32 protein-coding genes and 1 tRNA gene are annotated in these 24,613 nt (G+C 55.6%); 23 read left to right on the top strand and 10 right to left on the bottom strand.

Features of this window, described 5'->3' with window-relative positions; all coding sequences use genetic code 11:
• Positions 1 to 30: 30 nt before the first annotated feature.
• From AB6731_RS15900 to AB6731_RS15800, 21 genes are all read left to right on the top strand, one after another.
• On the top strand, positions 31 to 471 hold the full coding sequence (locus AB6731_RS15900) for a DinI-like family protein (RefSeq protein WP_020883599.1): 441 nt from the start codon (positions 31 to 33) through the stop codon (positions 469 to 471).
• 123 nt (positions 472 to 594) lie between these two features.
• Positions 595 to 798 (top strand): tail protein X, encoded by a 204-nt coding sequence (locus AB6731_RS15895; protein WP_020883600.1) that lies wholly within the window; start codon positions 595 to 597, stop codon positions 796 to 798.
• A complete protein-coding gene (locus tag AB6731_RS15890) occupies positions 789 to 1,010 on the top strand; it encodes an HP1 family phage holin (RefSeq protein WP_014171693.1) in 222 nt (73 codons plus the stop codon). The genes AB6731_RS15895 and AB6731_RS15890 overlap by 10 nt, the downstream gene beginning before the upstream one ends.
• Entirely contained in the window at positions 994 to 1,503 is a 510-nt protein-coding gene (locus AB6731_RS15885) for a lysozyme (protein ID WP_020883601.1), read from the top strand. The genes AB6731_RS15890 and AB6731_RS15885 overlap by 17 nt, the downstream gene beginning before the upstream one ends.
• A complete protein-coding gene (lysB, locus tag AB6731_RS15880; RefSeq protein ID WP_059306143.1) occupies positions 1,500 to 1,913 on the top strand; it encodes an Rz-like lysis system protein LysB in 414 nt (137 codons plus the stop codon). Before AB6731_RS15885 ends, lysB begins: the two co-directional genes overlap by 4 nt.
• The gene (lysC, locus tag AB6731_RS15875) at positions 1,813 to 2,058 is read left to right on the top strand and encodes an Rz1-like lysis system protein LysC (RefSeq protein WP_072126476.1); all 246 of its coding nucleotides are present in this window, start codon (positions 1,813 to 1,815) and stop codon (positions 2,056 to 2,058) included. The genes lysB and lysC overlap by 101 nt, the downstream gene beginning before the upstream one ends.
• The gene (locus tag AB6731_RS15870) at positions 2,021 to 2,488 is read left to right on the top strand and encodes a phage tail protein (RefSeq protein WP_059306142.1); all 468 of its coding nucleotides are present in this window, start codon (positions 2,021 to 2,023) and stop codon (positions 2,486 to 2,488) included. Before lysC ends, AB6731_RS15870 begins: the two co-directional genes overlap by 38 nt.
• Positions 2,489 to 2,597: 109 nt before the next feature.
• Positions 2,598 to 3,239, top strand: coding sequence for a phage baseplate assembly protein V (locus tag AB6731_RS15865; protein ID WP_032678996.1), 642 nt, complete (start codon positions 2,598 to 2,600; stop codon positions 3,237 to 3,239).
• Positions 3,236 to 3,586: a GPW/gp25 family protein gene (locus AB6731_RS15860; RefSeq protein ID WP_014171687.1), complete on the top strand. Its 351-nt coding sequence runs from the start codon at positions 3,236 to 3,238 to the stop codon at positions 3,584 to 3,586. The genes AB6731_RS15865 and AB6731_RS15860 overlap by 4 nt, the downstream gene beginning before the upstream one ends.
• A 5-nt stretch (positions 3,587 to 3,591) precedes the next feature.
• Positions 3,592 to 4,500 (top strand): baseplate assembly protein, encoded by a 909-nt coding sequence (locus AB6731_RS15855; RefSeq protein WP_025202974.1) that lies wholly within the window; start codon positions 3,592 to 3,594, stop codon positions 4,498 to 4,500.
• Positions 4,493 to 5,023, top strand: a complete 531-nt coding sequence (locus AB6731_RS15850; protein WP_040018803.1) for a phage tail protein I — start codon at positions 4,493 to 4,495, stop codon at positions 5,021 to 5,023. The genes AB6731_RS15855 and AB6731_RS15850 overlap by 8 nt, the downstream gene beginning before the upstream one ends.
• A gap of 11 nt (positions 5,024 to 5,034) precedes the next feature.
• Positions 5,035 to 6,816, top strand: a complete 1,782-nt coding sequence (locus tag AB6731_RS15845; RefSeq protein WP_232947182.1) for a phage tail protein — start codon at positions 5,035 to 5,037, stop codon at positions 6,814 to 6,816.
• Positions 6,813 to 7,334, top strand: a complete 522-nt coding sequence (locus AB6731_RS15840) for a tail fiber assembly protein (RefSeq protein WP_232947183.1) — start codon at positions 6,813 to 6,815, stop codon at positions 7,332 to 7,334. The genes AB6731_RS15845 and AB6731_RS15840 overlap by 4 nt, the downstream gene beginning before the upstream one ends.
• A gap of 124 nt (positions 7,335 to 7,458) precedes the next feature.
• Positions 7,459 to 8,646, top strand: coding sequence for a phage tail sheath protein (locus AB6731_RS15835; protein ID WP_371006551.1), 1,188 nt, complete (start codon positions 7,459 to 7,461; stop codon positions 8,644 to 8,646).
• Positions 8,647 to 8,657: 11 nt separating this feature from the next.
• Positions 8,658 to 9,176 carry a phage major tail tube protein gene (locus AB6731_RS15830; protein WP_014171681.1) on the top strand — a complete coding sequence of 173 codons (519 nt, stop codon included), beginning with the start codon at positions 8,658 to 8,660 and terminating at the stop codon, positions 9,174 to 9,176.
• 56 nt (positions 9,177 to 9,232) lie between these two features.
• Positions 9,233 to 9,541: a phage tail assembly protein gene (locus tag AB6731_RS15825; RefSeq protein ID WP_014171680.1), complete on the top strand. Its 309-nt coding sequence runs from the start codon at positions 9,233 to 9,235 to the stop codon at positions 9,539 to 9,541.
• Between the two features lie 32 nt (positions 9,542 to 9,573).
• Positions 9,574 to 9,693: a GpE family phage tail protein gene (locus AB6731_RS15820; protein WP_014171679.1), complete on the top strand. Its 120-nt coding sequence runs from the start codon at positions 9,574 to 9,576 to the stop codon at positions 9,691 to 9,693.
• On the top strand, positions 9,686 to 12,133 hold the full coding sequence (locus tag AB6731_RS15815) for a phage tail tape measure protein (protein WP_371006550.1): 2,448 nt from the start codon (positions 9,686 to 9,688) through the stop codon (positions 12,131 to 12,133). The genes AB6731_RS15820 and AB6731_RS15815 overlap by 8 nt, the downstream gene beginning before the upstream one ends.
• An 11-nt stretch (positions 12,134 to 12,144) precedes the next feature.
• Positions 12,145 to 12,609: a phage tail protein gene (locus tag AB6731_RS15810; protein WP_371006549.1), complete on the top strand. Its 465-nt coding sequence runs from the start codon at positions 12,145 to 12,147 to the stop codon at positions 12,607 to 12,609.
• Positions 12,606 to 13,760 carry a phage late control D family protein gene (locus AB6731_RS15805; protein ID WP_371006547.1) on the top strand — a complete coding sequence of 385 codons (1,155 nt, stop codon included), beginning with the start codon at positions 12,606 to 12,608 and terminating at the stop codon, positions 13,758 to 13,760. The genes AB6731_RS15810 and AB6731_RS15805 overlap by 4 nt, the downstream gene beginning before the upstream one ends.
• Positions 13,761 to 13,827: 67 nt before the next feature.
• Complete coding sequence (locus tag AB6731_RS15800; protein ID WP_025202983.1) at positions 13,828 to 14,028, top strand: ogr/Delta-like zinc finger family protein; 201 nt, start codon at positions 13,828 to 13,830, stop codon at positions 14,026 to 14,028.
• Between the two features lie 81 nt (positions 14,029 to 14,109).
• Here AB6731_RS15800 and AB6731_RS15795 read toward each other — a convergent pair.
• A tRNA-Ile gene (locus tag AB6731_RS15795) sits at positions 14,110 to 14,185 on the bottom strand.
• Positions 14,186 to 14,309: 124 nt separating this feature from the next.
• Here AB6731_RS15795 and mug point away from each other — a divergent pair.
• A complete protein-coding gene (mug, locus tag AB6731_RS15790) occupies positions 14,310 to 14,816 on the top strand; it encodes a G/U mismatch-specific DNA glycosylase (protein ID WP_025202984.1) in 507 nt (168 codons plus the stop codon).
• Between the two features lie 82 nt (positions 14,817 to 14,898).
• On the opposite strand, the gene rpoD is transcribed toward mug, so the two are convergent.
• From rpoD to rpsU, 3 genes are all read right to left on the bottom strand, one after another.
• On the bottom strand, positions 14,899 to 16,746 hold the full coding sequence (gene rpoD, locus AB6731_RS15785) for an RNA polymerase sigma factor RpoD (protein WP_020883616.1): 1,848 nt from the start codon (positions 16,744 to 16,746) through the stop codon (positions 14,899 to 14,901).
• 150 nt (positions 16,747 to 16,896) lie between these two features.
• Positions 16,897 to 18,642 carry a DNA primase gene (gene dnaG, locus AB6731_RS15780; RefSeq protein WP_025202985.1) on the bottom strand — a complete coding sequence of 582 codons (1,746 nt, stop codon included), beginning with the start codon at positions 18,640 to 18,642 and terminating at the stop codon, positions 16,897 to 16,899.
• A 114-nt stretch (positions 18,643 to 18,756) separates the two neighbouring features.
• Positions 18,757 to 18,972, bottom strand: coding sequence for a 30S ribosomal protein S21 (gene rpsU, locus AB6731_RS15775; RefSeq protein WP_001144069.1), 216 nt, complete (start codon positions 18,970 to 18,972; stop codon positions 18,757 to 18,759).
• Between the two features lie 236 nt (positions 18,973 to 19,208).
• Between rpsU and tsaD the strand changes: the two genes are divergently transcribed.
• Entirely contained in the window at positions 19,209 to 20,222 is a 1,014-nt protein-coding gene (gene tsaD / locus AB6731_RS15770; RefSeq protein ID WP_371006546.1) for a tRNA (adenosine(37)-N6)-threonylcarbamoyltransferase complex transferase subunit TsaD, read from the top strand.
• Positions 20,223 to 20,262: 40 nt separating this feature from the next.
• Here tsaD and ureG read toward each other — a convergent pair whose 3' ends face one another.
• Genes ureG through AB6731_RS15740 form a run of 6 tightly spaced genes read right to left on the bottom strand, consistent with a single transcriptional unit; the run spans position 20,263 to position 24,609 of the window.
• Positions 20,263 to 20,880, bottom strand: a complete 618-nt coding sequence (ureG, locus tag AB6731_RS15765) for an urease accessory protein UreG (RefSeq protein WP_163304313.1) — start codon at positions 20,878 to 20,880, stop codon at positions 20,263 to 20,265.
• Positions 20,881 to 20,889: 9 nt separating this feature from the next.
• Positions 20,890 to 21,564: an urease accessory protein UreF gene (locus tag AB6731_RS15760; RefSeq protein ID WP_371006545.1), complete on the bottom strand. Its 675-nt coding sequence runs from the start codon at positions 21,562 to 21,564 to the stop codon at positions 20,890 to 20,892.
• Positions 21,564 to 22,103 (bottom strand): HupE/UreJ family protein, encoded by a 540-nt coding sequence (locus tag AB6731_RS15755; RefSeq protein WP_020883621.1) that lies wholly within the window; start codon positions 22,101 to 22,103, stop codon positions 21,564 to 21,566. Before AB6731_RS15755 ends, AB6731_RS15760 begins: the two co-directional genes overlap by 1 nt.
• Before the next feature lie 9 nt (positions 22,104 to 22,112).
• Positions 22,113 to 22,589, bottom strand: a complete 477-nt coding sequence (gene ureE / locus AB6731_RS15750; RefSeq protein ID WP_113656387.1) for an urease accessory protein UreE — start codon at positions 22,587 to 22,589, stop codon at positions 22,113 to 22,115.
• 9 nt (positions 22,590 to 22,598) lie between these two features.
• Positions 22,599 to 24,302: an urease subunit alpha gene (ureC, locus tag AB6731_RS15745; protein ID WP_047956113.1), complete on the bottom strand. Its 1,704-nt coding sequence runs from the start codon at positions 24,300 to 24,302 to the stop codon at positions 22,599 to 22,601.
• Entirely contained in the window at positions 24,295 to 24,609 is a 315-nt protein-coding gene (locus AB6731_RS15740; protein ID WP_020883624.1) for an urease subunit beta, read from the bottom strand. Before AB6731_RS15740 ends, ureC begins: the two co-directional genes overlap by 8 nt.
• Positions 24,610 to 24,613 lie beyond the last annotated feature (4 nt).

Below are 24,613 nucleotides of genomic sequence, written 5' to 3'. Positions count from 1 at the left end.
GTTTATACAGTATCTCGTGGTGGAGGTTGTGTGGACAGAGAGTTGAACGAGCAAGTCATGATTGAACGCGTCGAGATGATTGCGCGGCTGACGACAGAAGGAACGTGTCAGGAAAGAGATCGTGAAATTGCCCTGAATTTGATCGCTGAGATTGCGAGAGGAAATTTAATCAGGAACAACGCGTTTACCGTGGTTTTCTCGGCATCACCCGTTCCGGACAGAATCAAAAAAGAGGCCAGCGTGCGGGTGAACATTACCCTGGATAAGGATCAGCTTATTGGTCCGTCCGTCGTGGAGGCGTTTCAGGACGAATTAACCCGCAGGATAAGATCCGTGTTTCCGTCAACGCTGGTTACCGTCAAAAAAGGATCCATGACCGGCGTGGAGTTGCAGGGGATTGAAAGAGAGGCCGATCGCGAAGCGCTGGACAATATCCTCCGGGAAGTCTGGGAAGACGAGAGCTGGCGCTAGGCCCTCTGCCATCTCGCGGGCAGTCTGTTGTGTCCGCGATTGTCCATCCTGCAGCAATAGCAAAAAGGGCGCCAGCGCTGGAAACTCAACGGTACCTGGAAATCCGGATGTTGGGAGCGTCTGATGAAAATCTATGCAATGCAGGGGGACACGCTTGATGCCATCTGTGCCCGTTATTATGGGCGCACGGCAGGGGTGGTTGAAACCGTTCTGAACGCCAATTCTGGCCTCGCGGAGTTGGGGGTCATCTTACCTCATGGCACGCCGATAGACATGCCAGAGGTTGATAGCGCACCGACTAAAGAATCAGTGAACCTATGGGACTGAGTCTTGAGAAAATCACCACGTTTATCGCCTACTGGCTGGCCGTAGCGCTGGCCTGGTTCGGGGCGATGTCTCCTGAAAAAGTCGCGCTATACGTGGGAAGCCTCTGCGCCATTTTTACCGCGCTGACGAATTACTGGTTTAAGCGGAAAACCTATCGCTATCTGACCTCTCTTGGACTCGATAAGAAGAGTATTCGTGAACTCAATCATTAAGCGTTGCAGCGCCGCGGGCGTACTGGCCCTGGCGGTGCTGATGCCTGACTTCCGGTTACTGAACACCTCACCGGAGGGGTTGGCGCTCATTGCTGATCTCGAAGGGTGTCGCCTGTCGCCTTATCGTTGCAGTGCGGGCGTATGGACATCAGGCATTGGCCATACGTCAGGCGTCGTGCCGGGACGGGAAATTACAGAGCGTGAGGCGGCAGCGAACCTTGTTGCCGACGTGATGAACGTTGAAAGACGGCTGGCGGTATGCGCACCGGTGGAGATGCCGCCCCGTGTCTATGATGCGCTGGTGAGTTTTGCCTTTAACGTTGGAACAGGGGCTGCCTGCCGTTCCACGCTGGTGTCATTCATTAAGCGTAAACAGTGGCCGCAGGCGTGCAATCAGCTTACCCGCTGGGTGTACGTCAATGGGGTCAAAAATGCCGGACTGGAAAACCGTCGAGCTCGTGAGAAGGCCTGGTGCCTGAAGGGGATGCCATGAAACCTCTCCTGCTGGTACTGGCCGTTCTGCTGGCCATCACGCTGTGGTTTCGTCATGACAACGTGAACCTGTCCCGCTCTCTTGCTAAAGCCAACCAGAGCGCCCGCGATCAAAAAAACACTATCAACACGCTGCTTCAGCAGTTATCCGAAGCACAGCGGATTGCCAGGTCGAACGAAGATGCGCAGGTCAGGCTCCGCGAGGATCTTGCTGCCGTCGGCGAGGAGATGGCACGACGCGAAGCGGCTATCGGGAAATGGGTAAATGAAAATGAAGAGTTACGCCGCTGGTATAACGCTCAGCTGCCTGATGCTGTGCGCAGGTTGCACACCCGCGCCGCCTGCGCCTCCGCAGCACATTGTTTACAACGCCTGCCCGAAGGTGAGCGCCTGTCCGATGCCGGGAAGTGAGCCCATCACCAACGGCGATCTCAGTGCTGATATTCGTCGGCTTGAGCATGCCCTTATCGCCTGCGCGCTGCAGGTCGAAACCATAAAAGACTGTCAGGATAAACTCGATGCACAAACTCAACAGCCTGCGTCAGGCATTAATTGACGCCGTTCCCCAACTGAACGATCACCCTGATTATCTGCAGATGTCGGTGGGGAGCGGAAATATTGACGCCCGCCTCGCGTCCTCGCTCTCCTTTGAAAAAAAGTATGAACTGAAAGCGAATATCAGTAGCTTCGCCGGCGACAGCGAGGGGGTCTTCGTCCCGGTACTGGCCTGGCTGCGTGATAACCAGCCAGATATTTTTACCCTCGATGACGGGCGAAAAAACGGGTTTCTCTTTGGCGTCACCATCAACGACGATGGTACGGCGAATATCAGCTTTAGCCTGCAGCTCACCGAGCGCATTCTTGTTTCGCAGGAGCAGGGAACGTTGCATGCCACCTATTCCCCGGAGCCGCCGTTACCAGAGCCCGTCACACGTCCGCTGGAGCTGTACATCAACGGTGAACTGGTCAGCCAGTGGAAAGCGTAAGTTCACCACGCTGATGGCTGTCCAGCCATCAGCGTGAACGATTGTTGTTTCATCCCGCATAAAACCCCGTCTCGTTGCTGCCGATCCCCCTGAAGGGCATTCTCTTCTCATGAATACACTCACTTCCATGCACGGTATCGCTCGCGCGATCCGTAACCTGATTCGTATCGGTGTTGTCACCGATGTTGACCTCAACAGAGGGCTCTGCCGCGTCCAGTCCGGAGGGATGAAAACCACCTGGCTGAACTGGCTGACCTGTCGCGCCGGCCGTTCGCGCGTGTGGTGGGCACCGTCCGAGGGAGAACAAGTGCTGCTGCTGGCCATCGGCGGTGAGCTTGATACCGCCTTCGTGCTGCCAGGTATCTTTTCCGATGACCACCCGGCGCCGTCAGGTTCCCCTGACGCACTCCACGTCTCGTTCCCTGATGGGGCAGTTATCGAGTACGAGCCCGGGAGCGGAGCACTCATGGCCGCAGGCATTAAAACGGCTGACATCACAGCCTCTGAATCACTCACCGCCACCGTACCGGTGGTCCTGGTGAAGTCTGAGACGCGCATCACCCTGGATACACCTGAGGTGGTGTGTACCAACAAGCTAATTACCGCCTCTCTTGAAGTGCAGAAGGGCGGGGTAATGGCCGGCAATATTGAGCATTCCGGCGGTAAATTCACCTCCAATGGGGTGCAGGTGGACAACCATGCTCACGGCAGTGTGCAAAGCGGCGGAAGCTGGACTAAGGGGACGCAATGACGGTGCGCTACAGGGGAATGAACAGTCAGACCGGGCTCAGCATTTCAGAGGCTGAACATATCAGACAAAGCGTGCGGGACATTCTGGTTACGCCGATTGGCTCGCGGGTGATGCGCCGCGAGTACGGTTCACTGCTGGCGGCAATGATCGACAGGCCGCAGAGTCCGGCGCTGCGCCTGCAAATCATGGCCGCATGTTACTCCGCTATCCAGAAATGGGAGCCGCGGATCAGCCTGACGGCCATCACTTTCGAACGTTCGGAGAATGACGGGACGCTGTATGTCGATCTCACCGGCACCCGCCAGACCTCCGGGCATTCCTTTTCTATCACTATTTCATTGAGTTAAACGCTATGGCTATTGTTGATCTGAGCCAGCTCGCCGCGCCGGATGTCGTGGAGGAGGTGGATTACGAAACGCTGCTGGCAGAACGAAAGGCCACTTTTGTCTCGCTCTATCCCGAAGAAGAGCAGGAGGCAATTGCACGAACGCTGACGCTTGAGTCGGAACCGATTGTGAAACTGCTGCAGGAGAATGCGTATCGGGAAGTTATCTGGCGCCAGCGCGTTAACGAGGCCGCGCGTGCGGTCATGCTGGCCTACGCCACCGGTAGCGATCTCGACCAGCTTGGTGCTAACGCTAACCTTGCGCGTCTGGTGATAACGCCTGCCGACGACACGACGTTTCCGCCCACACCGGCAGTGATGGAGTCTGACACCGACTTTCGTTTGCGCATCCAGCAAGCCCCGGAAGGGCTGAGCGTGGCGGGATCGACGGGGGCTTATCAGTTCCATGGCCGCAGCGCGGATGGCCGGGTAGCGGACATCTCTGTCATCAGTCCTCAGCCTGCGAACGTTACCGTCTCCGTGCTGTCCCGGGAGAATAACGGCGTGGCGTCTGAAGAGCTGCTGGCCATTGTTCGCAACGCGCTGAACGATGAGGACGTCAGGCCCGTTGCCGATCGTGTGACCGTTCAGTCCGCCAGCATTGTCGACTACAACATTGCGGCTTCTCTTTTTCTCTTCCCAGGTCCCGAAAGCGAGCCAGTACTCAACGCGGCAAGGGCCCGGCTGCAGGCCTATATAACGGCACAGCACCGGCTCGGGCGGGATATTCGTAAGTCCGCCATTTACGCTGCACTGCATGTTGAGGGTGTACAACGCGTCGAACTGACCGCGCCTGCGGCCGATATTGTGCTTGATGAAACCCAGGCCTCATGGTGCAGCCAGTACAGCGTAACCGTTGGGGGAAACGATGAGTAATGCCCGATTGTTACCGGTGGGGTCGTCGCCGCTTGAGGTCGCGGCGGCGCGCGCCTGTGCCGACATTGAGAATACCCCCGTCCCGCTTCGTCACCTCTGGAATGCCGACACCTGTCCGGCAAATCTGTTGCCCTGGCTGGCGTGGGCGTTTTCGGTTGACCGCTGGGATGAAAACTGGCCGGAGGCCACCAAGCGCGATGTTATCCGCAATGCATGGTTTATCCATGCACACAAAGGAACGATCGGCGCAGTACGCCGCGTGGTGGAGCCACTTGGCTATCTGATCAACGTGACGGAGTGGTGGCAAACCAACGACCCGGCAGGCACGTTTCGCCTGGACATTGGCGTGCTGGAAACCGGCATCACCGAAGAAATGTATTACGAAATGGAGCGGCTTATTGCTGATGCAAAGCCCGCCAGCCGACATCTTATCGGCCTCAATATCATTCAGGACGTTCCGGGCTATCTCTATACCGGTGCCCTGAGCTATGACGGCGACATCATCACGGTTTACCCCGGATAAGTGAGAGCACAATGACAGTGAAGTATAAAACGGTTATCACCAAAGCCGGCGCCGAAAAACTGGCTGCCGCAACCGTCCCGAACGGGAAGAAAGTGAATTTTACGGCGATGGCGGTGGGTGATGGCGGCGGCACGTTGCCGATGCCGGATGCCAGTCAGACCAGGCTTGTGAATGAAGTTTGGCGTCATGCCTTGAATAAAATCAGTCAGGACAACAAAAAGCGGAACTATGTGATCGCAGAACTTCTCATTCCTCCCGAAACAGGCGGTTTCTGGATGCGAGAAATGGGGCTTTATGATGACACCGGGACGCTAATTGCCGTCGGGAACATGGCTGAAAGTTACAAGCCATTGTTGGATGAAGGCTCAGGCCGCGCGCAGACTGTGAGGATGGTGATCATGGTCAGCGATATCGCCTCGGTCGAGCTCTCAATAGATACTTCTATGGTCATGGCGACGCAGGAGTATGTAGACGAGAAGCTTGAAGAGCATGAACAATCCCGCCGTCATCCGGATGCCACGACCAAGGATAAAGGCTTTACACAACTCAGCAGTTCGACCGACAGTACGTCTGAGACACTCGCCGCAACACCGAAAGCGGTTAAGGCCGCCTATGATCTTGCAGCCGGGAAATACACGGCTCAGGACGCCACTACAGGACAAAAGGGTATTGTTCAGCTCAGTAGCACAATTGATAGTGTATCCGAGTCTCTTGCAGCAACACCTAAGGCTGTGAAAATAGTTGGCGATGACCTCTCAAAACTAAAAAGCAGCCTGGGTACGGCAGCGACCAAAAACATACAGGAAGCTCCAGACGATATTACTCCAGGTCGGGTGCTGGTAAATGGTGGTGCAGTTGCTATCAGAGGAGTGTCTGCGAGAGCCAGCACGGGACTTTCAAATGCCGATGCTCTGCCATCCAATTCAGTTAGCTTTTGTTATTCGAATGCAACAAATTCACCAGGTTATGAGGCAACTATCCTCGATATTGGCGGGCTTGGCGGTTATCGGGTGCAGTATGCTGCATCTTATGGTGATGGTGGTAAACAGCTTAAATTCCGCTCCCTTAATGGCGACAACAATGTCTGGGGAGGCTGGACAAAGGTCATCACTAATCATGGCGGAAGTGTTTCGTACTTGTCAGATGCAACTTATTACCAGACGAATCCCACAGGTTGGTACGGCTCTGGCGCTTTTGCTGATCAGTATCAAAACAATGCTGCACCATTTTTGATGCCAAAAGGATATCAATCTCCTAACGGTACTTCTATTTATCTACCGATAATTAAGGGCTTTTCGGAAACTGTCGGTCATGGTTATGGAACAGCGATAAGTTTTGGCGTTTATCGCACTGGCACCAACGCTTTTGGAGCGGCGATTATCAATTTAACTGGCGATGCCAGGAATAGTGTTAATTTTCTGTTTGATATTAACGGTAATTTTGATGCCCCTGGGCAAGTTACTAGCGGTGGTAATATTGTTGCCGGGCAGGGTTTATTTGAATCAGGCGGAGCGGTACGAGTTTACTCGTCAAATAACCCACCTCCACAACAGGATTTAAGTCCTTATGCAAGGCAAGACTGGACGTTGCAATACTTTGTTCGAGATATTGCAATGGGGGCAGAAGGGTCATTCATAATTATGCAAAACGGTTGGCAACGGGTTCCGGCTGGATGCGCAATGACTGGATGGAATGCAGAAGGTCAAAACCCCGGCGGGGATACTATTTTTTATCGTCCGATTCAAAAATACATGTCCAATATTGGATGGATTACGGTAGGTCATACAGCATGATTACACTTAAAAATTTCGTTCAATATGAACCAGAATATAAAGAATTTTTGTTTAATGCTATATTTATTCAATCAGAGGAGGGGCTGGACTGGTATTACCATATGTCACGTTTTCAGCCTGATACACTGAAGATTTGCTTTGACAAAAACAATATTATTCGCTCTTTCAGTCATCAGGTTGATCGCCTCTTTCCTCTGGGGATGTCTGTTTCAGAAGTCGATCCAACAGAAGTGCCCGAAGGGCTGAATATACATGGTGACTGGGTGTGGAATGGCACTAAAATTATTCCACGTCAGTTGACAAAGGAGGAATTAATTCAACAGGCGGAAACCAGAAGAAGTGAATTGCTTGCCGAAGCTTCGGATACTATCGCCCCCCTTCAGGACGCTTCAGAACTCGGCATTGCAACAGACGAGGAAGCTGCCACGCTGTTGCTCTGGAAGCACTATCGGGTGATGCTAAACCGGCTGGATCTCAGCACTTCACCAGAAATTGAATGGCCAGAACGCCCTGCCTGACCCCAAACCCTCCATCCGGAGGGTTTTTCGTTTGTTGTGTAATCCTTTCTCCAACCCCAATACGTCGCATCAATCGTGCGCGCCACAGACAATAGCCTCACCACTAAACGAAGGAGTTAAACGGATGGGCGACTATCATCACGGCGTGGAAGTCATCGAAATCAACGATGGCACCCGCACCATTTCCACCGTCTCGACGGCAATCATCGGCATGGTCTGTACGGCCAGCGATGCGGACGACAAGACATTTCCTTTAAACGAGCCTGTGCTCATTACCAACGTGCAAACCGCGATTGCGAAAGCCGGGAAAATGGGGACGTTGTCCGCTTCCCTGCAGGCGATTGCCGATCAGTGTAAACCGGTTGTTGTTGTCGTACGTGTCGCTGAAGGCACCGCTGATACCGCTGAGGAAGCACAGAAAGAGACTATCTCTAATATCATCGGTACAACCGATGAAAACGGTAAATATACCGGTCTGAAAGCGCTCCTTACCGCGAAAACGGTCACTGGCGTTAAGCCACGTATTCTCGGTGTTCCGGGGCTGGATTCGCAGGAAGTGGCGACCGCGCTGGCCGCCATGTGCCAGAGCCTGCGCGCGTTTGGCTATGTCAGTGCATGGGGTTGTAAAACCATTTCAGCCGCTATCGATTACCGCAAAAACTTCAGTCAGCGCGAGTTGATGGTGATTCACCCTGATTTTCTGGCGTGGGATACCACCACCAACACGACGACCCACGCCTGGGCCACTGCACGTGCTCTCGGCCTGCGCGCCAAAATCGACCAGACGATTGGCTGGCACAAAACCCTGTCCAACATCGGCGTTAACGGTGTCACAGGTGTAAGCGCCTCCGTGTCCTGGGATCTGCAGGAACAAGCGACCGATGCGAACCTGCTTAACCAGGCCGGCGTCACCACGCTTATTCGTAACGACGGCTTCAAATTCTGGGGCAACCGTACCTGTTCAGACGATCCGCTCTTCGTCTTTGAAAACTACACCCGTACCGCGCAGGTGTTGGCCGATACCATGGCCGAAGCACACGCATGGGCAATGGATAAACCCATTACGCCAACGCTCATCCGCGACATCGTTTCCGGTATCAATGCCAAATTCCGTGAGCTGAAAACCAACGGCTATATCGTTGATGGCACTTGCTGGTATGACTCGGAATCAAATGATGCATCGACCCTGAAAGCGGGGAAATTGTACATCGATTACGACTACACCCCTGTCCCGCCGCTGGAGAACCTGACCCTGCGCCAGCGCATCACCGATACCTATCTGGCAGACCTGTCCGATTCGGTTAACAGCTAAGGAGCTGAAGCATGGCGTTACCACGCAAACTTAAATATCTGAACATGTTCAACGATGGCCTGAGCTATATGGGCGTTGTTGAGTCTGTCACCTTACCGAAGCTCACCCGCAAACTGGAGAAGTATCGCGGCGGCGGTATGCCGGGCTCGGTCTCTGTCGACCTCGGCCTGGACGATGATGCCCTGGCGCTTGAGTGGACCATTGGCGGTCTGCCGGACGTCGCGCTGTGGGCACAGTATGCCTCTCCGGGCGCGGACAGCGTGCCTCTGCGCTTTACCGGCTCCTTCCAGCGTGACGACACGGGCGAAATCTCCGCCGTCGAAATCGTCATGCGAGGCCGTCATAAAGAGTTTGATGGTGGTGAAAACAAGCAGGGCGAGAGCGGCACCACCAAGATGTCCACCGAGTGCGCTTACTACCAGCTGACCATCGATGGCAAAGAGATCATCGAAATTGACATCATCAACATGGTGCTGAAAGTCGACGGCGTCGATCGTCTGGCGGAACACCGTAAGGCGATTGGCCTGTAAACCTTTAACCGGCCGGGACTGCCGGCCGGTAAGTTAACTTTCTGAAGAGTAACGAAATGGAAAATATCAACGAGACCGTCATTAACGAAAGCGAAAACCCGAACACCATTACGCTCGACACCCCCGTTCTGCGCGGCGAGCAAAAAATCGAAAAGGTGACCGTCGCAAAACCCAACGCGGGGACCCTGCGTGGGGTATCGCTGGCGTCGCTGGCACAATCTGACGTCGATGCGCTGATTAAAGTGCTGCCGCGAATGACCTCGCCGGCCCTGACCGAGCATGAGATTGCGCGTCTGGATGCTTCCGATCTGCTCTCTTTTGCGGGCAAGGTGATCGGTTTTTTGTCACCGGCTTCGGCTCGCTAACATTTCCCGAAAACCTGTCGGTCGATGATCTGATGGCGGATATCGCGGTGATCTTTCACTGGCCGCCGTCAGAGCTGTACTCGCTGAGCATGACCGAACTCCTTATATGGCGCGAAAAGGCGCTGCAGCGAAGCGGAAACTACCATGAGTAATAATGTCAGACTTCAGGAGTTGCTTAAGGCAGTCGACCGGGCAAGCCGACCGCTTAACGCTATTCAGAACGCCAGTCTCTCTCTCGCGGCCAGTATCCGCGATTCAGAGGCGGCGTTGCGCGCGCTTGATGAACAGGCGGGCCGCATTAACGGCTTCAGAAAAGCCAACGAACAGCTCGCCGTGACGGGGCAATCTCTTGCCCGGGCGAAACAGCAGACCGCGGAGCTGGCGCTCCAGCTCAAAAACACCCAGAACCCAACCCGTGACCAGGCGGATGCGCTGGCGGCAGCCCGCCAATCTGCCGCCGCGCTTAAGCTTGAGTACAACAATTTACGCCAGTCAGTGCAGCGCCAGCGCGGTGAGCTGGCGCAGGCAGGGATTAATACGCGCACGCTGTCGTCAGATGAGCGTCGTTTAAGACAGGGTATCAGCGAAAAAACGCTACAACTAAATCGACATAAAGAGGCGCTTGCCAGGGTCAATCAGCAACAGGAGCGGCTTAATACCGTCCAGAACCGCTACGAGTCTGGCAAACGTGTTGCCGCGGGTGTGCAGCAGTTTGCTAATGCGAGCGCAGGAATGGCAAAGGAGGGTTTTAATCAGACGTCCCGCTTTATTGCCCCGGGCATCCGTTTTGAAAAGCAGATGTCTGCCATACAGGCAAGCCTGGGACTGCAGAAGGGGGATACCAGGCTGGAGGCCATTCGTCAGCAGGCACGGGATGTCAGCGTCAGTACAGGAACCTCTACAGATGTTGTCACCCGGGCGCAGGGCGAGCTGGCCCGGTCAGGCTATGACGCCGACGGGGTGGTGGCCGCCACTGTGCCGACGGTTAACCTCAGCCTCGCAGGGAATATTGATGCCGCAAAAGCGGTCGACATCATCCGCAGCACGCAGGCCTCGTTTAACCTGGCGAATACGGATGTTGAACGCGTTGCAGATGTCCTTACCCGCGGTTTCACTGCGTCAAATACCAGTCTCACCGAACTGAGTACCGCCGTTGCATCCGCCGCACCTGCCGCCGAAGAAGCCGGCGCCAGCCTTGAGGAGACCACCGCGCTGCTTGGTATTCTGATGGAAAAGGGGATGAAAGGGGCAGATGCCAGCGCAGAGGTTAGCGCCATGTTGAGCCGCCTGCAGACGCCGGATGGGCAGCGTTCTGCAGCGCTGAATGAACTGAAGGTGCAAACCCGGGATGGTGAGGGTAATCCACTGCCGACAGAGAATATCCTCAAGGCGATCTCTGCCTCATTCGAAAACAGCAAAATCGGTGCGGCTCAACAAACGGAATACCTGAAGGCCATTTTCGGTGCGGATGCGATGCAAGGCGCAGGCGTACTGGTTTCAGCGGCTGGGAATGGAGCACTGGATAACAAGCGCCAGACACTCCAGGGCGCGAGGGGGAGCACCGCGCTGACAGCCTCGGTTCAGGGCGATAACCTCGAGGGTGATATCAGCAAGTTCCAGGCTGCATTAAATGGCCTGAAGATTGATGTCTTTGATAAGGCCGATGGTGCCCTGCGCACGCTGATCTCAACCGCGACCGGATGGCTTAGTACGCTCTCTCTCTGGGTCAATGCTAACCCTGCACTGACGCAAGCCCTGGTCAGCGTGGTTATGGGCGCACAAGCCTTTGCCGGTGTCCTGGGCACGCTAGGTATGGTGGTCGCCCCCATTGTGTCAGGCCTGAATCTGGTGATAACCGCTGCCGGGATGCTGGGCACGGTATTCAGCGTAGTGGGGGGGAGCATCATGACGGTGCTGGGCGCCCTGAGCTGGCCCGTTATTGCTCTCGGAGCGGCAATTGCCGCCGGCGCTTTACTGATTCTTAAATACTGGGAGCCCATTAGCGCCTTCTTTGGCGGGGTGATTGAGGGGCTTTCTGCGGCCTTCGCGCCGCTGGGCGAGCTGTTCTCTCCGCTGTTACAGGCCTTTGGTTTCATTTCAGAAAAACTGGGCGGGATCTGGCAGTGGTTCATCGATCTGATTGCGCCGATTAAGGCGACGCAGGAAACGCTCGACAGCTGCAAAAATGTCGGCGTGGCGTTCGGTCAGGCGCTGGGAGATGCGCTAATGGCGCCGCTAAATCTCTTTAACAGCCTGCGCGGCAAGGCCAGCTGGCTGCTGGAGAAACTCGGCGTCATAAAAAAAGAGTCGGGCAATATCGACTCGGCTGTACCGAAAGAAGGCACCTCCTCTGCTGACGCCGGCAGTGCCTGGGACCCGGCGTCACCTGTTTACAGCGGCTTCATGGGATACCAGCCGATGGCAGCAGCGGGAGGGCGTTCTTACATCGATCAGAGTAAAAGTGAATACAACTTCACGCTGCAGGGAAGCGCAGCCTCCGGAACGGATCTGACTCGTCAAATCCGGGAGGCTATAGAGAGCAGTGAGCAGGAAAAAGCGAGACGGCAGCAATCCTGCTTTATGTATGGTTAAGGAGAGAGAAAATGTTAATGGTGCTGGGTCTGTTTGTCTTTGAACGACGAACCTTACCGTATCAGTCAATGGTATTTACAAAAGACTACCGCTGGGCATCCAACGAACGCATCGGGAAACCCAAAGCCTGGCAGTACCTTGGCGAAGGTGAGACATCCTTTAACCTTTCCGGATTACTTTACCCGGAGCTCACGGGAGGGCGGCTTTCTCTCAAGGCGATTGAGCTGATGGCGAATGAAGGGCGGGCATGGCCGTTGATAGACGGTACCGGCATCATTCATGGCATGTTTATCATTGAGAAAGTCACGCATACGCATTCGGATTTTTACAGCGATGGCACTGCCCGGAAAATTGATTTTACCCTGGTACTGAAACGCGTGGATGAATCGCTGATGACGACGTTTGGCGACCTGAGAACGCAGGCCTCAGAGCTGGTGGAAAGCGCACGTAATAGCATTGGAGGGCTGGTGGGATGATCACCGAAATGAATATCCGGGCGGGTGGGAAAATCGCCCCTGATTTTATGCTTAAGCTTGACGAGCGCGATATCACGCAAAATTTCAGCCATCGTCTTATCAGTTTGACCATGACCGACAAACGTGGGCTGGAAGCCGATCAGCTGGATATTCTACTGGATGATTCCGACGGGTTGTTAGACCTGCCTGCCCGGGGGGCAAGACTGTCCTTATGGCTGGGATGGGAAGGAACACCGCTCCAGCCGAAAGGGGACTTTACGATAGATGCGATTGAATTCCGGGGCACGCCGGACACGCTGACCATCCGGGGATGCAGCGCAGATTTTCGTGGGAAGCTCAACGTGCGGCGCGAACAGTCGTGGCATGACACGACGATCGGCGCGATAGTCAACACCATTGCTCAGCGTAACCAGTTTACCGCCAGCGTCGGGGCGGGACTTGCATCCATCGCCATTTCTCATATCGATCAGTCACAGGAGACTGACGCGGCGTTTCTCTCCCGCCTGGCCGAACGTAATGGTGCATTTGTTTCAATCAAAGCCGGGAAGGTTATTTTTATGAAAGCGGGCCATGCCGTGACGGCCAGTGGCACACCGCTTCCCTTAATGATGATTGAGCGTGGGGATGGCGATCGGCACCTTTTTTCCGTCGCTGACCGTGAAAATTATTCCGGCGTGACGGCCAAATGGCTGCAAACGCGTGACCCAAAACAACAAAATGCTCAATTGAGTATTAATCGTCAGCCCGGGGGGCAGCCGACAGAAGGACTACAGCACCCGGATGCCGCTACACCGGTAGCGGGAGCAGGAGGCAAGGCAGAGAAGCCGCAAGAGAGGCTGGTGGGATCGGCGGAAAACGTTTTTGAGCTCACCACGGTTTATGCCTCTGAAGAGCAGGCGCTCAGGGCTGCAGAGGCGAAGTGGCGCGCGCTTCAGCGGGGTACCGTGAATTTTTCTATCCAGCTGGCGCTGGGACGCGCCGATCTGTATCCCGAAACGCCGGTGCTGGTCAACGGCTTTAAACGGGTCATTGACGAGCAGGCGTGGATTATCAACGAGGTGGTTCATACCCTCAGCGAAAGTGGATTTACCACGCAACTTAAGCTTGAGCTGAACGTCGCTGATGAAAAATTTTCCATCAAAAATGAGTAATGCATTTGCTATTGATTTCTTTTTGGGTATTATTAATTCACAAGTTGTGAATTATGTGGAGAGGTACATGTTTCATTGTCCTAAGTGCAAGCATTCCGCGCATGCGCGTACCAGTCGCTATTTAAGTGAAAATACCAAAGAGCGCTATCACCAGTGCACCAATGTGGACTGCAGCTGTACGTTCGTGACGATGGAGTCCGTGGAGCGTCTGATTGCGACACCTGGCGCCGCTGAGCGTGTCCGAACGGCTTCGCAGACCCACGGTTAGCGACTGCGCCACCGGCTCAAAAAAACCAATAAAAAAGCCACTCAATAGAGTGGCTTAATCATTTGATTCTACAGCTAAATTTGGTGGCCCCTGCTGGACTTGAACCAGCGACCAAGCGATTATGAGTCGCCTGCTCTAACCACTGAGCTAAGGGGCCGTGGCGGTGAATTATAGAGGAACTCCCTTCAGCAATCCAGCCATTCACACCTGCCTGCTGTTTTTATAAACAATGCATAATCAATCCTTTATACTTCCATAAGGATGTATCAATGGGAGTAGAGATGATCAACGATATTCTGGCCCCGGGCTTGCGGGTGGTGTTTTGCGGGATTAACCCTGGGAAGTCCTCGGCGCACACCGGTTTTCACTTTGCCCATCCGGGGAATCGCTTCTGGAAGGTTATCTATCAGGCCGGGTTTACCGACAGGCTACTGAAGCCTGAAGAGGAGCAGCACCTGCTGGATACGCGCTGCGGGATTACCATGCTGGTCGAGCGGCCCACGGTACAGGCGAGTGAAGTGAACCTGCATGAACTGCGCAGCGGTGGGCGGGAGCTGATTAAGAAGATTGAAGATTATCAGCCGGCAGCGCTGGCCATCCTGGGCAAGCAGGCTTACGAGCAGGCGTTTAGTCAGCGCGGTGCGCAGTGGGGCAAACAGGCCATCACTATTGGCGTCACGCAGGTGTGGGTGCTACCGAACCCGAGCGGGCTTAACAGGGCAACGCTGGATAAGCTGGTGGAGGCGTATCGGGAACTGGATGAGGCCCTGGTTGTGCGTGGGCTCTAGGGCGGTGTTTCCTTGTCCCTGAGGGGCGGAGAAAATGCAAAAAAAAGCTCCCAAAAGGGAGCTTTTTCACTGACAGGATCGATTAATCGTCCAGGAAGCTACGCAGTACTTCAGAGCGGCTTGGATGGCGCAGTTTACGCAGCGCCTTCGCTTCAATCTGACGGATACGTTCGCGGGTAACGTCGAACTGTTTACCCACTTCTTCCAGCGTATGGTCGGTGTTCATATCGATACCGAAACGCATACGCAGCACTTTTGCTTCACGGGCGGTCAGGCCAGCCAGAACGTCGTGCGTTGCAGCACGCAGGCTCTCGGTCGTCGCAGAGTCCAGCGGCAGCTCGAGGGTGGTATCCTCGATGAAATCACCCAGATGCGAATCTTCATCATCACCGATTGGTGTTTCCATGGAGATTGGCTCTTTGGCGATCTTCAGCACTTTACGGATCTTGTCTTCCGGCATCAGCATGCGCTCAGCCAGCTCTTCCGGCGTTGGCTCGCGGCCCATCTCCTGCAGCATCTGGCGGGAGATACGGTTGAGCTTGTTGATGGTCTCAATCATATGCACCGGAATACGGATGGTGCGCGCCTGATCCGCGATAGAGCGGGTGATAGCCTGACGGATCCACCAGGTAGCATAGGTGGAGAACTTATAACCACGACGGTATTCAAACTTATCAACCGCTTTCATCAGACCGATGTTGCCTTCCTGAATCAGATCCAGGAACTGCAGGCCACGGTTGGTGTACTTCTTGGCGATAGAGATAACCAGACGCAGGTTCGCTTCAACCATCTCTTTCTTCGCACGGCGGGCTTTCGCTTCACCGATGGACATACGACGGTTGATGTCTTTAACCTGCTCAATGGTCAGGCCGGTCTCTTCTTCAATCTGATGCAGTTTCTGCAGGCCGCGGAACACGTCTTCTTTCACGTCATGCAGTTTTTCAGACCACGGCTTGTTCATCGCGATAGCCGCGTTGAACCAGGTTTCGCTGGTTTCGTTGCCGGTGAAGAGGGTGATGAAGTTCTTCTTCGGCATTTTGCACTGCTCAACGCACAGTTTCATGATGATGCGTTCCTGGGTACGTACGCGATCCATCATCACGCGCATGCTGTTAACCAGGTAGTCGAACTGTTTAGGCACCAGACGGAACTGTTTGAAGACTTCAGACAGTTTCAGGATCTCTTCCTGTGCGGCTGCGTGGCTGCGACCTTTTGCTTTGATGGTGTCACGCGTGACTTCGTACTGGGTACGCAGCTCAGCAAACTTCTCGCGCGCCAGTTCCGGGTCGATGCTGTTGTCATCATCGGCGGTGTCGTCGTCGGCATCTTCCTCATCTTCGTCTTCGTCATCATCCATCTCTTCCTGAGACAGTTCAGAACCCACGTGAGTGGCGGTCGGTGCCATATCTTCTTCAGCGTTCGGGTCGACAAAACCGGTGATCAGGTCAGACAGGCGCGCTTCTTCCGCTTCAACACGATCGTACTGCTCCAGCAGATAGGTGATCGCTTCAGGGTATTCGGCAACAGAGCACTGAACCTGGTTGATCCCGTCTTCGATGCGTTTCGCGATGTCAATTTCGCCTTCGCGGGTCAACAGTTCAACGGTACCCATTTCGCGCATGTACATGCGGACCGGGTCAGTGGTACGCCCGATTTCAGATTCCACGCTGGACAGGACCTGTGCAGCAGCTTCTTCCGCATCTTCGTCAGTGTTGTTGGAGGTTTCAGCCAGCAACAGATCATCGGCATCAGGTGCTTCTTCCATCACCTGAATACCCATGTCATTGATCATTTGGATGATGTCTTCGATTTGATCTGAATCGACGATATCTTCCGGCAGATGGTCATTGACCTCGGCATAGGTCAGATAGCCTTGCTCCTTACCGCGTTGGACAAGAAGTTTCAGCTGTGACTGCGGGTTTTGCTCCATAAGACGGTATCCACACTTAATTCGTTTGATTGGTGTCGGCGATGGGGCTGCCAACCTTTAAAGCGAGGGCGTACTTATATTTGTGCCGCTGCCTCTCAGTGCGGCTGCCGGGGGCTTCCCGATCGATATTCGGCACTTAAGCCGTTGAATTCATTTTTTTGCCAGCTCCTGGTTCAGCATCCAGAGTTCCCGGCGTTCTTCGCTGCTTAAGCCGTGTGTGCGCTCGCGAGCTATCAACTCTTCCTGGCGCAGCTCAAGCATCGAATCAAACATATGGTTGAGTGAGTCGGTGAACGTTTTTTCTGCAATGTCCTTATCTGCTATATCGTCCCACATCGACAGTTTTTCAAGGGTAGCAGCCTCTTTTGTGCCGCGATAATGTTCTAAAAGTTGTCCGGTGGTCAGACCTGGCTGAGACAAACAAGTGTTGACCAATTCTGAAAATAAGCCAAGCCCGGGCAATTTTTCGTGGTTCAAACCCGCCAGCGATGGCACTTGCGGAGCAAGTTCGGGGTTTTGAACCAGTAACCCTATCAGTATACGCATGGTTGTGCGTTTTAGCTGAGGCGCGGGACGAACCGCACCGTTTTCAGACTGTTTAGGCATTAAACGTTCAAGCTGGCTGTCATCCAGAATGCCGAGCTTGTTGCCTAGCTCCTGACGCAGATAGATGCGCAGCGTTTCGCCGGGCACCTGACTGATTAACGGCAGCGCCAGCGTGCTGAGCTGCGCGCGCCCGTCAGGGGTACTCAAATCGACCTGCGGCATCAGGCTGTTAAACAAAAACGTGGAGAGCGGCTGAGCCTGCTCCATCCGCGCTTCAAACGCCGCTTTGCCCTCTTTACGCACCAGCGTATCCGGGTCTTCACCGTCGGGCAGGAACATAAAGCGTAGCTGACGCCCGTCGGTCATATAAGGCAGTGCGGTTTCCAGCGCACGCCAGGCGGCGTCGCGCCCTGCACGGTCACCGTCGTAACAGCAGATGACATTGTTAGTCACCCTGTACAGCAGCTGAATGTGATCGGCTGTGGTCGAGGTGCCCAGAGATGCAACCGCATAGTTGATGTCATACTGCGCCAGCGCGACGACATCCATATAGCCTTCGACGACCAGAAGGCGCGGAGGTTCCGCGTTATCCTTCAGCGCCTCATAAAGACCGTAAAGCTGGCGGCCTTTATGAAAAATATCGGTCTCCGGGGAGTTGAGGTACTTCGGCAGGGCATCACCCAGCACGCGACCACCAAAACCAATCACCCGGCCACGCTTGTCGCGGATCGGGAACATTACCCGTTCGCGGAAGCGGTCGTAGCTTCGTCCCTGGTCATTGGTGACCAGCATGCCGGCATCGATAAGAGACTTACGATCTTCGCTATTGCCGCCAAAACGCTTTAACACGTTGTCCCAGCCGGGCGGGGCGTAACCAATAGCGAAACGCGCAATCACATCGTCACTCAGTCCGCGCGCTGTCAGGTACTGACGCGCAGGCTCAGCAGCAGCGTGCTTAAGAGACTGTTGATAAAACGAGTTCAGACCATCCATCAGTTGGTACAGCGTCTGCCGTTGATGGCGCTCGATCTGGCTTGGCCCACTGCCTGCTTCATACGGCACTTCAAGGTTGTGCATCGCCGCCAACTCTTCGACGGTTTCAACGAACTCGAGCTTGTCGTAGTTCATTAAAAAATCGACAGCATTACCGTGAGCACCACAGCCGAAGCAATGGTAAAACTGCTTTTCACCGTTAACGGTGAAGGAGGGGGTTTTTTCGTTATGGAAAGGACAGCACGCATGGTAGTTCTTGCCCTGCTTTTTCAGCTTTACCCGCGCGTCGATGAGATCGACGATGTCGGTTCTGGCTAGCAGGTCATTGATGAATACGCGTGGGATTCGTCCGGCCATATGCCCCAAAAATTTTAGTAACTCATAAACGAAAACAAGCCGCGCATTCCTTCCGGAAGCACGGCCTTACGACTACAACTCTGTCTGTCATTGAGGGCTGAGGCCCTCAATTGATTAGTACAGACGAGTACGGCGTGCGTTTTCGCGAGCCAGTTTCTTCGCGTGACGTTTCACAGCAGAAGCTTTAGCGCGCTTACGTTCGGTCGTTGGTTTTTCATAGAACTCACGACGACGAACTTCAGCCAGAACACCTGCTTTCTCGCATGAACGTTTGAAGCGACGCAGTGCAACGTCGAACGGCTCGTTTTCACGTACTTTAATTACCGGCATGTAACTCTCACCTTTGATAAATTCGGTTTGCCGCTGGCATCAACGCCAGCTTATTTCAAAATGGTGCGGAATTTTACTGCAAATGCTGCTGCTTTGTAAAGCACCGACGCGTTTTTGAAAGGGACTTTAATAAGGGTGAGGAGTATACACGAGGCTTCTTCCTGGGGCGAACAAAGTTTTACATCAATCCGCATTGGCCCTACACTGCGCGGTATTGAAACGAGGTAAAACAAGTCATGCGTGTACTGGGTATTGAAACATCCTGCGATGAGACCGGCATCGCCATTTACGACGACGAAAAAGGGCTTCTTGCCAACCAACTGTATAGTCAGGTGAAATTACACGCTGACTACGGCGGCGTCGTGCCTGAACTGGCTTCTCGTGACCACGTGCGTAAAACGGTTCCCCTGATTCAGGCGGCGCTGAAAGAAGCCGGGTTGAACTCTACTGATATTGATGCTGTAGCGTATACCGCAGGCCCGGGCCTGGTGGGTGCGCTGCTGGTCGGCGCAACGGTGGGCCGTTCGCTGGCGTTCGCGTGGGATGTGCCGGCCATTCCGGTTCACCATATGGAAGGGCATCTTCTGGCGCCGATGCTGGAAGATAATCCGCCTGCGTTTCCTTTTGTGGCGCTGCTGGTTTCAGGTGGCCATACCCAGCTGATTAGCGTAACGGGGATTGGCAAGTATGAGCTGCTCGGCGAGTCCATTGACGACGCAGCCGGTGAGGCTTTCGACAAAACGGCCAAACTGCTGGGCCTGGATTATCCTGGCGGTCCGATGCTCTCGAAAATGGCATCGCAGGGCACGGAAGGGCGTTTCGTCTTCCCGCGTCCGATGACTGACCGTCCAGGGCTGGATTTCAGCTTTTCCGGTCTGAAAACCTTCGCGGCCAATACCATTCGCAATAATGACGATAGCGAGCAGACCCGTGCTGATATCGCCCGTGCGTTCGAAGACGCGGTGGTCGGTACCCTGATGATCAAATGCAAACGCGCACTGGAAAAGACCGGCTTTAAGCGTCTGGTGATGGCCGGGGGCGTCAGCGCCAACCGCACGCTGCGTGCAAAACTCGCGCAGATGATGCAAAAGCGTGGTGGGGAAGTATTTTATGCCCGTCCGGAATTCTGTACCGATAACGGGGCGATGATCGCCTACGCGGGTATGGTACGTCTGAACGCTGGCGCGACCGCCGATCTGAGCGTCTCTGTACGTCCACGCTGGCCGCTGGCGGAGTTGCCGGAGGCGTAATGTCTGACCCTCTCCCGCCAGGGAGAGGGGAGTTATACGGTTACACCCGCAACATCCCTTTCTCTTCCAGAAATGTCACGATCGTCGCCAGTCCGTCGCCCGCCTTCAGATTGGTGAAGGTCCACGGGCGCTCGCCGCGCATGCGGTTGGTGTCACGCTCCATCACCTCCAGTGAGGCCCCCACATAGGGTGCCAGGTCGGTTTTGTTGATCACCAGAAAATCGGATTTGGTAATCCCTGGGCCTCCCTTACGCGGGATCTTCTCCCCTTCAGCGACGTCAATCACATAGATCGTCAGGTCAGCCAGCTCCGGGCTGAAGGTGGCGCTCAGGTTGTCACCGCCGCTTTCAACGAAGATCAGGTCCAGATTGCCGAACTTTTCGCTTAACGCTTCCACTGCCGCTAGGTTCATTGAGGCATCTTCGCGGATTGCGGTATGCGGGCAACCGCCCGTCTCCACGCCCACGATGCGCTCTGGCTCAAGGGCACCCGCTTCGGTGAGAATGCGCTGGTCTTCTTTGGTGTAGATATCGTTGGTCACCACTGCCAGGTGATAGGTGTCGCGCATTGCTTTGCAGAGTGCTTCCAGTAACGCGGTTTTGCCCGACCCCACCGGGCCGCCCACGCCCACGCGCAGGGGATGTTTGTAATCAACCATGTTGTCTCCTCAGGAACGGAATAATCGTGAATATTGTGTTTCGTGGCGCGCAGAGGCGATGGCCGACAGCGGCGTTGCCGCACCCAGCGCGTCGTCGCCACGCAAAAAAGCCGGTTCAAGCCCGGCGGCAAAGTGGTCGCTCAGGTCGATAATCAGCTGCTGCGCCGCCTGTTGCCCGAACGGCACCAGCTTGACGCCCGCCATGACCGCGCTCTCAATCCAGCTGTAGCCCAGGCTCAGGGCCAGCTCATGGGCGCTAATGCCCCAGCGTACTCCGAGCCACGCCATGCCGCTGAGCTGGCTTTGCATAAACAGCGTCCGCCACTCTGCCGGACAGTCCGGCTCCCAGCTTTTGAGCAGGCGCGTAAAGGCCGCCCCGCGGTTGCGTTCCTCTTCACGCAGTTCACGCGTTTCCCGGCAGGCGAGAAGGTAAGCCGTCCAGCGTGTTGCCGTCGCCAAATCGTTTTGCTCGCACGCCTGATAAAGTCGGGAAAACAGCGGCAGATCGACACAGAACAAGCTCTGCTCCATCTGCAGGATCTGCCAGTTTTTGAACGCCTCAGCATTGGGGACCCAGCCTGCTTCTACGGCCCACTCCAGCCCCTGCGACCAGGTGAATGACCCGACCGGAAGGCTGCTGCTGGAGAGCTGCATCAGGCGCAGCCGCTGGCGGACGTGCTCCATCAGCTCATCAGCGCCAGCAGCGCAGAGACAATCAGCCCGCCACCAAAGGTTTTACGTAACCCGTCGTGACGGCGCAGCAGCAACCCGGCGGCGAAGCTGGCGCACAGCACCGTGGCACTGGCAAACATAAAGCCGCTGGTGAAGAGCCAGAAGTTATGGCCAGACATCTCTACCCCATGCGCCCAGCCGTGGAACATTGCCAGCGCCGGCACGGCCAACAGCAGGCGATTTTCGGTTTTAAACATCATCGCGCCGCAGACCGCCAGCGAGGCGATAATCAGCATTTCCATGCCGCTAAAGCCGCCAAGCAGGCTGCCTGCAACGGCCCCGGCCAGCATCATGCCGAGAGTGGCAAGAGGCAGCAGCAGCTTGCGCCCGCTCAGGGCCGAAAGTACGCCCGCACCGGTTAGCATCAGCAGATGATCAAGACCCGTCAGCGGATGGAAAAAACCGGCCTGAAAGCTGTCTGTGCCGTGTCCGGGATGCGCCAGGGCAGGAAGAGAAAAGGCCAGCAGTAGCAGAGGTAAAAACGTACGCATGATGAATCCTTAATGTGAATGAGCGTGAGAGTGACTATGGCTATGACTATGGCTGTGGGCATCGCTGGTATACGCCCCTGCTTCCGGTTCAAACGGGAGGGTGGCAAATGTCACCTCGAGCCCGAACTGGCGCAGCATGTCATCGAGCACATGATCGTGGTGATAGCGCAGCTCGCCGGGCATGATCTGCAGCGGCACGTGGCGGTTGCCGAGGTGGTAGCAGGCGCGGGCGAGCAGGAACGGATCGTCGCAGCGCACCACGGAGACCGATTCCGGCGCGGCGATCACCTCGATCACCTCGCTGCCGTCGTCAGTGGTCAGCAGATCTCCCCCGCGCAGCAGCAGGCCGCGCGGCAGCATCAGCCCGGCTTCGCGGCCGTCATTCAGCGCCACGCGGGCACGGCTTTTCACCCGGACTTCAATCGGCAGCGTGACGCTGGCGGTTATCGGATGGGCATGGTCAAGGCGTTGGGTCAGGTAGATCATCGTCACTCCTTAAAACAGGAAATAGCGTTGGGCCATCGGCAGAACGTCTGCCGGCTCGCTGGTAATGAGCTCGCCATCAACGCGAACCTCGTAAGTTTGTGCATCAACGGTGATGTTGGGCTGCAGGCTGTTGTGGATCATGTCGGCCTTTTTCACCGTGCGGCAGCCTTTTACGACGGCTATGCCGCTCTGCAGGCTGAGCTGGTGCGAAATGCCCTTCGCATCGGCAGCCTGGGAGACAAACGTCAGCCGTGTCGCATGGCGTGCGGCACCCAGCGTGCCAAACATCGGACGGTAATGGACCGGTTGCGGCGTTGGGATAGAGGCGTTGATATCCCCCATCGGCGCGCAGGCGATCATCCCGCCTTTCACAATGGTGGCGGGTTTGACGCCAAAGAACGCGGGGGACCAGACCACTAAATCCGCCAGTTTCCCGGCCTCAATCGAGCCCACTTCATGAGCAATCCCGTGGGTCAGCGCCGGGTTAATGGTGTATTTGGCGATATAGCGTTTCACGCGGTAGTTATCGTTGTTCCCGGTCTCTTCCGGCAGTGCGCCGCGCTGAACCTTCATACGGTGCGCCACCTGCCAGGTACGAATAATCACTTCGCCGACGCGACCCATTGCCTGGGAGTCGGACGAGGTCAGCGAGAAGGCACCGATATCGTGAAGGACATCTTCCGCGGCGATGGTCTCCCGGCGAATGCGTGATTCAGCAAAGGCCACGTCCTCGGCGATATCCGGGTCGAGGTGGTGACACACCATCAACATGTCGAGATGCTCGTCGATGGTATTCACCGTGTAGGGCAGCGTCGGGTTAGTGGAGGAGGGCAGAATATTCGGGTGCGCGCAGGCGGTAATAATATCCGGTGCATGTCCGCCGCCTGCCCCTTCCGTATGGAAGGTGTGAATGGTCCGTCCGCCGATAGCCGCCAGCGTGTCCTCAACAAACCCGGATTCGTTCAGCGTGTCGCTGTGCAGCGCCACCTGAATATCCATCTCCTCCGCCACCGCCAGTGAGCAGTTGATGGCTGCAGGCGTCGCGCCCCAGTCTTCGTGGATCTTCAGCCCGATGGCACCCGCTGCGATCTGCTCGCGCAGGGCATCAGGGTTGGAACCATTACCTTTGCCAAGCAGGCCGATATTCACCGGTAGTGTATCGGCCGCCTGCAACATCCGCGCGATATACCAGGGCCCTGGCGTACAGGTCGTGGCGTTGGTGCCTGCCGCTGGGCCCGTGCCCCCACCAATCATGGTGGTGACGCCAGAGACCAGCGCCTCTTCCGCCTGCTGCGGGCAGATCCAGTGGATGTGCGTGTCGATCCCGCCGGCGGTGACAATTTTCCCTTCGGCGGCGATCACTTCTGTCGCTGCGCCAATCGGGATCGTGACCCCGGGCTGTATATCCGGGTTACCGGCTTTACCCACGGCAAAGATCCGGCCGTTTTTTACGCCAATATCGGCTTTAACGATCCCCCAGTGATCGATAATCAACGCGTTGGTCAGCACCAGATCCACGCAGCCGTCGGATGTCATCTGCCCCTGGCCCATACCGTCGCGGATCACCTTCCCGCCGCCGAATTTGACCTCTTCGCCGTAGACCGTGAGATCGTTTTCCACTTCTATCCACAGCTCACTGTCGGCCAGACGCACTTTATCGCCAGTGGTGGGACCGAACATATCGGCGTAGGCCTGGCGTGAAATTTCAGCCATTTTTCACCTCTCCCATCACCTCGCCGCGAAAGCCGAAAATACGCTGCGCGCCGCTGACCTGAACCAGCGTCACCTCGCGCTTCTGTCCGGGTTCGAAACGCACGGCGGTGCCTGCCGGAATATTCAGCCGATAGCCTTTGGTGGCTTCCCGGTCGAATTTCAGCGCCGGGTTAATCTCATAAAAGTGGTAGTGCGATCCCACCTGGATCGGCCTGTCGCCATGGTTTTCGACGATCACGTTTTGCGTGTCTCGCCCAACGTTGATCGCAATGTTTCCGGATTGGATCTGGTATTCGCCTGGGATCATCACG

Origin of the sequence: Enterobacter sp. RCC_40 (genome assembly GCF_041360735.1) — a bacterium.
Classification (GTDB): Bacteria; Pseudomonadota; Gammaproteobacteria; order Enterobacterales; family Enterobacteriaceae; genus Enterobacter; species Enterobacter ludwigii.
Note: the sequence above shows the minus strand (reverse complement) of the source record. Positions and strands in the feature narration are given on the sequence as shown.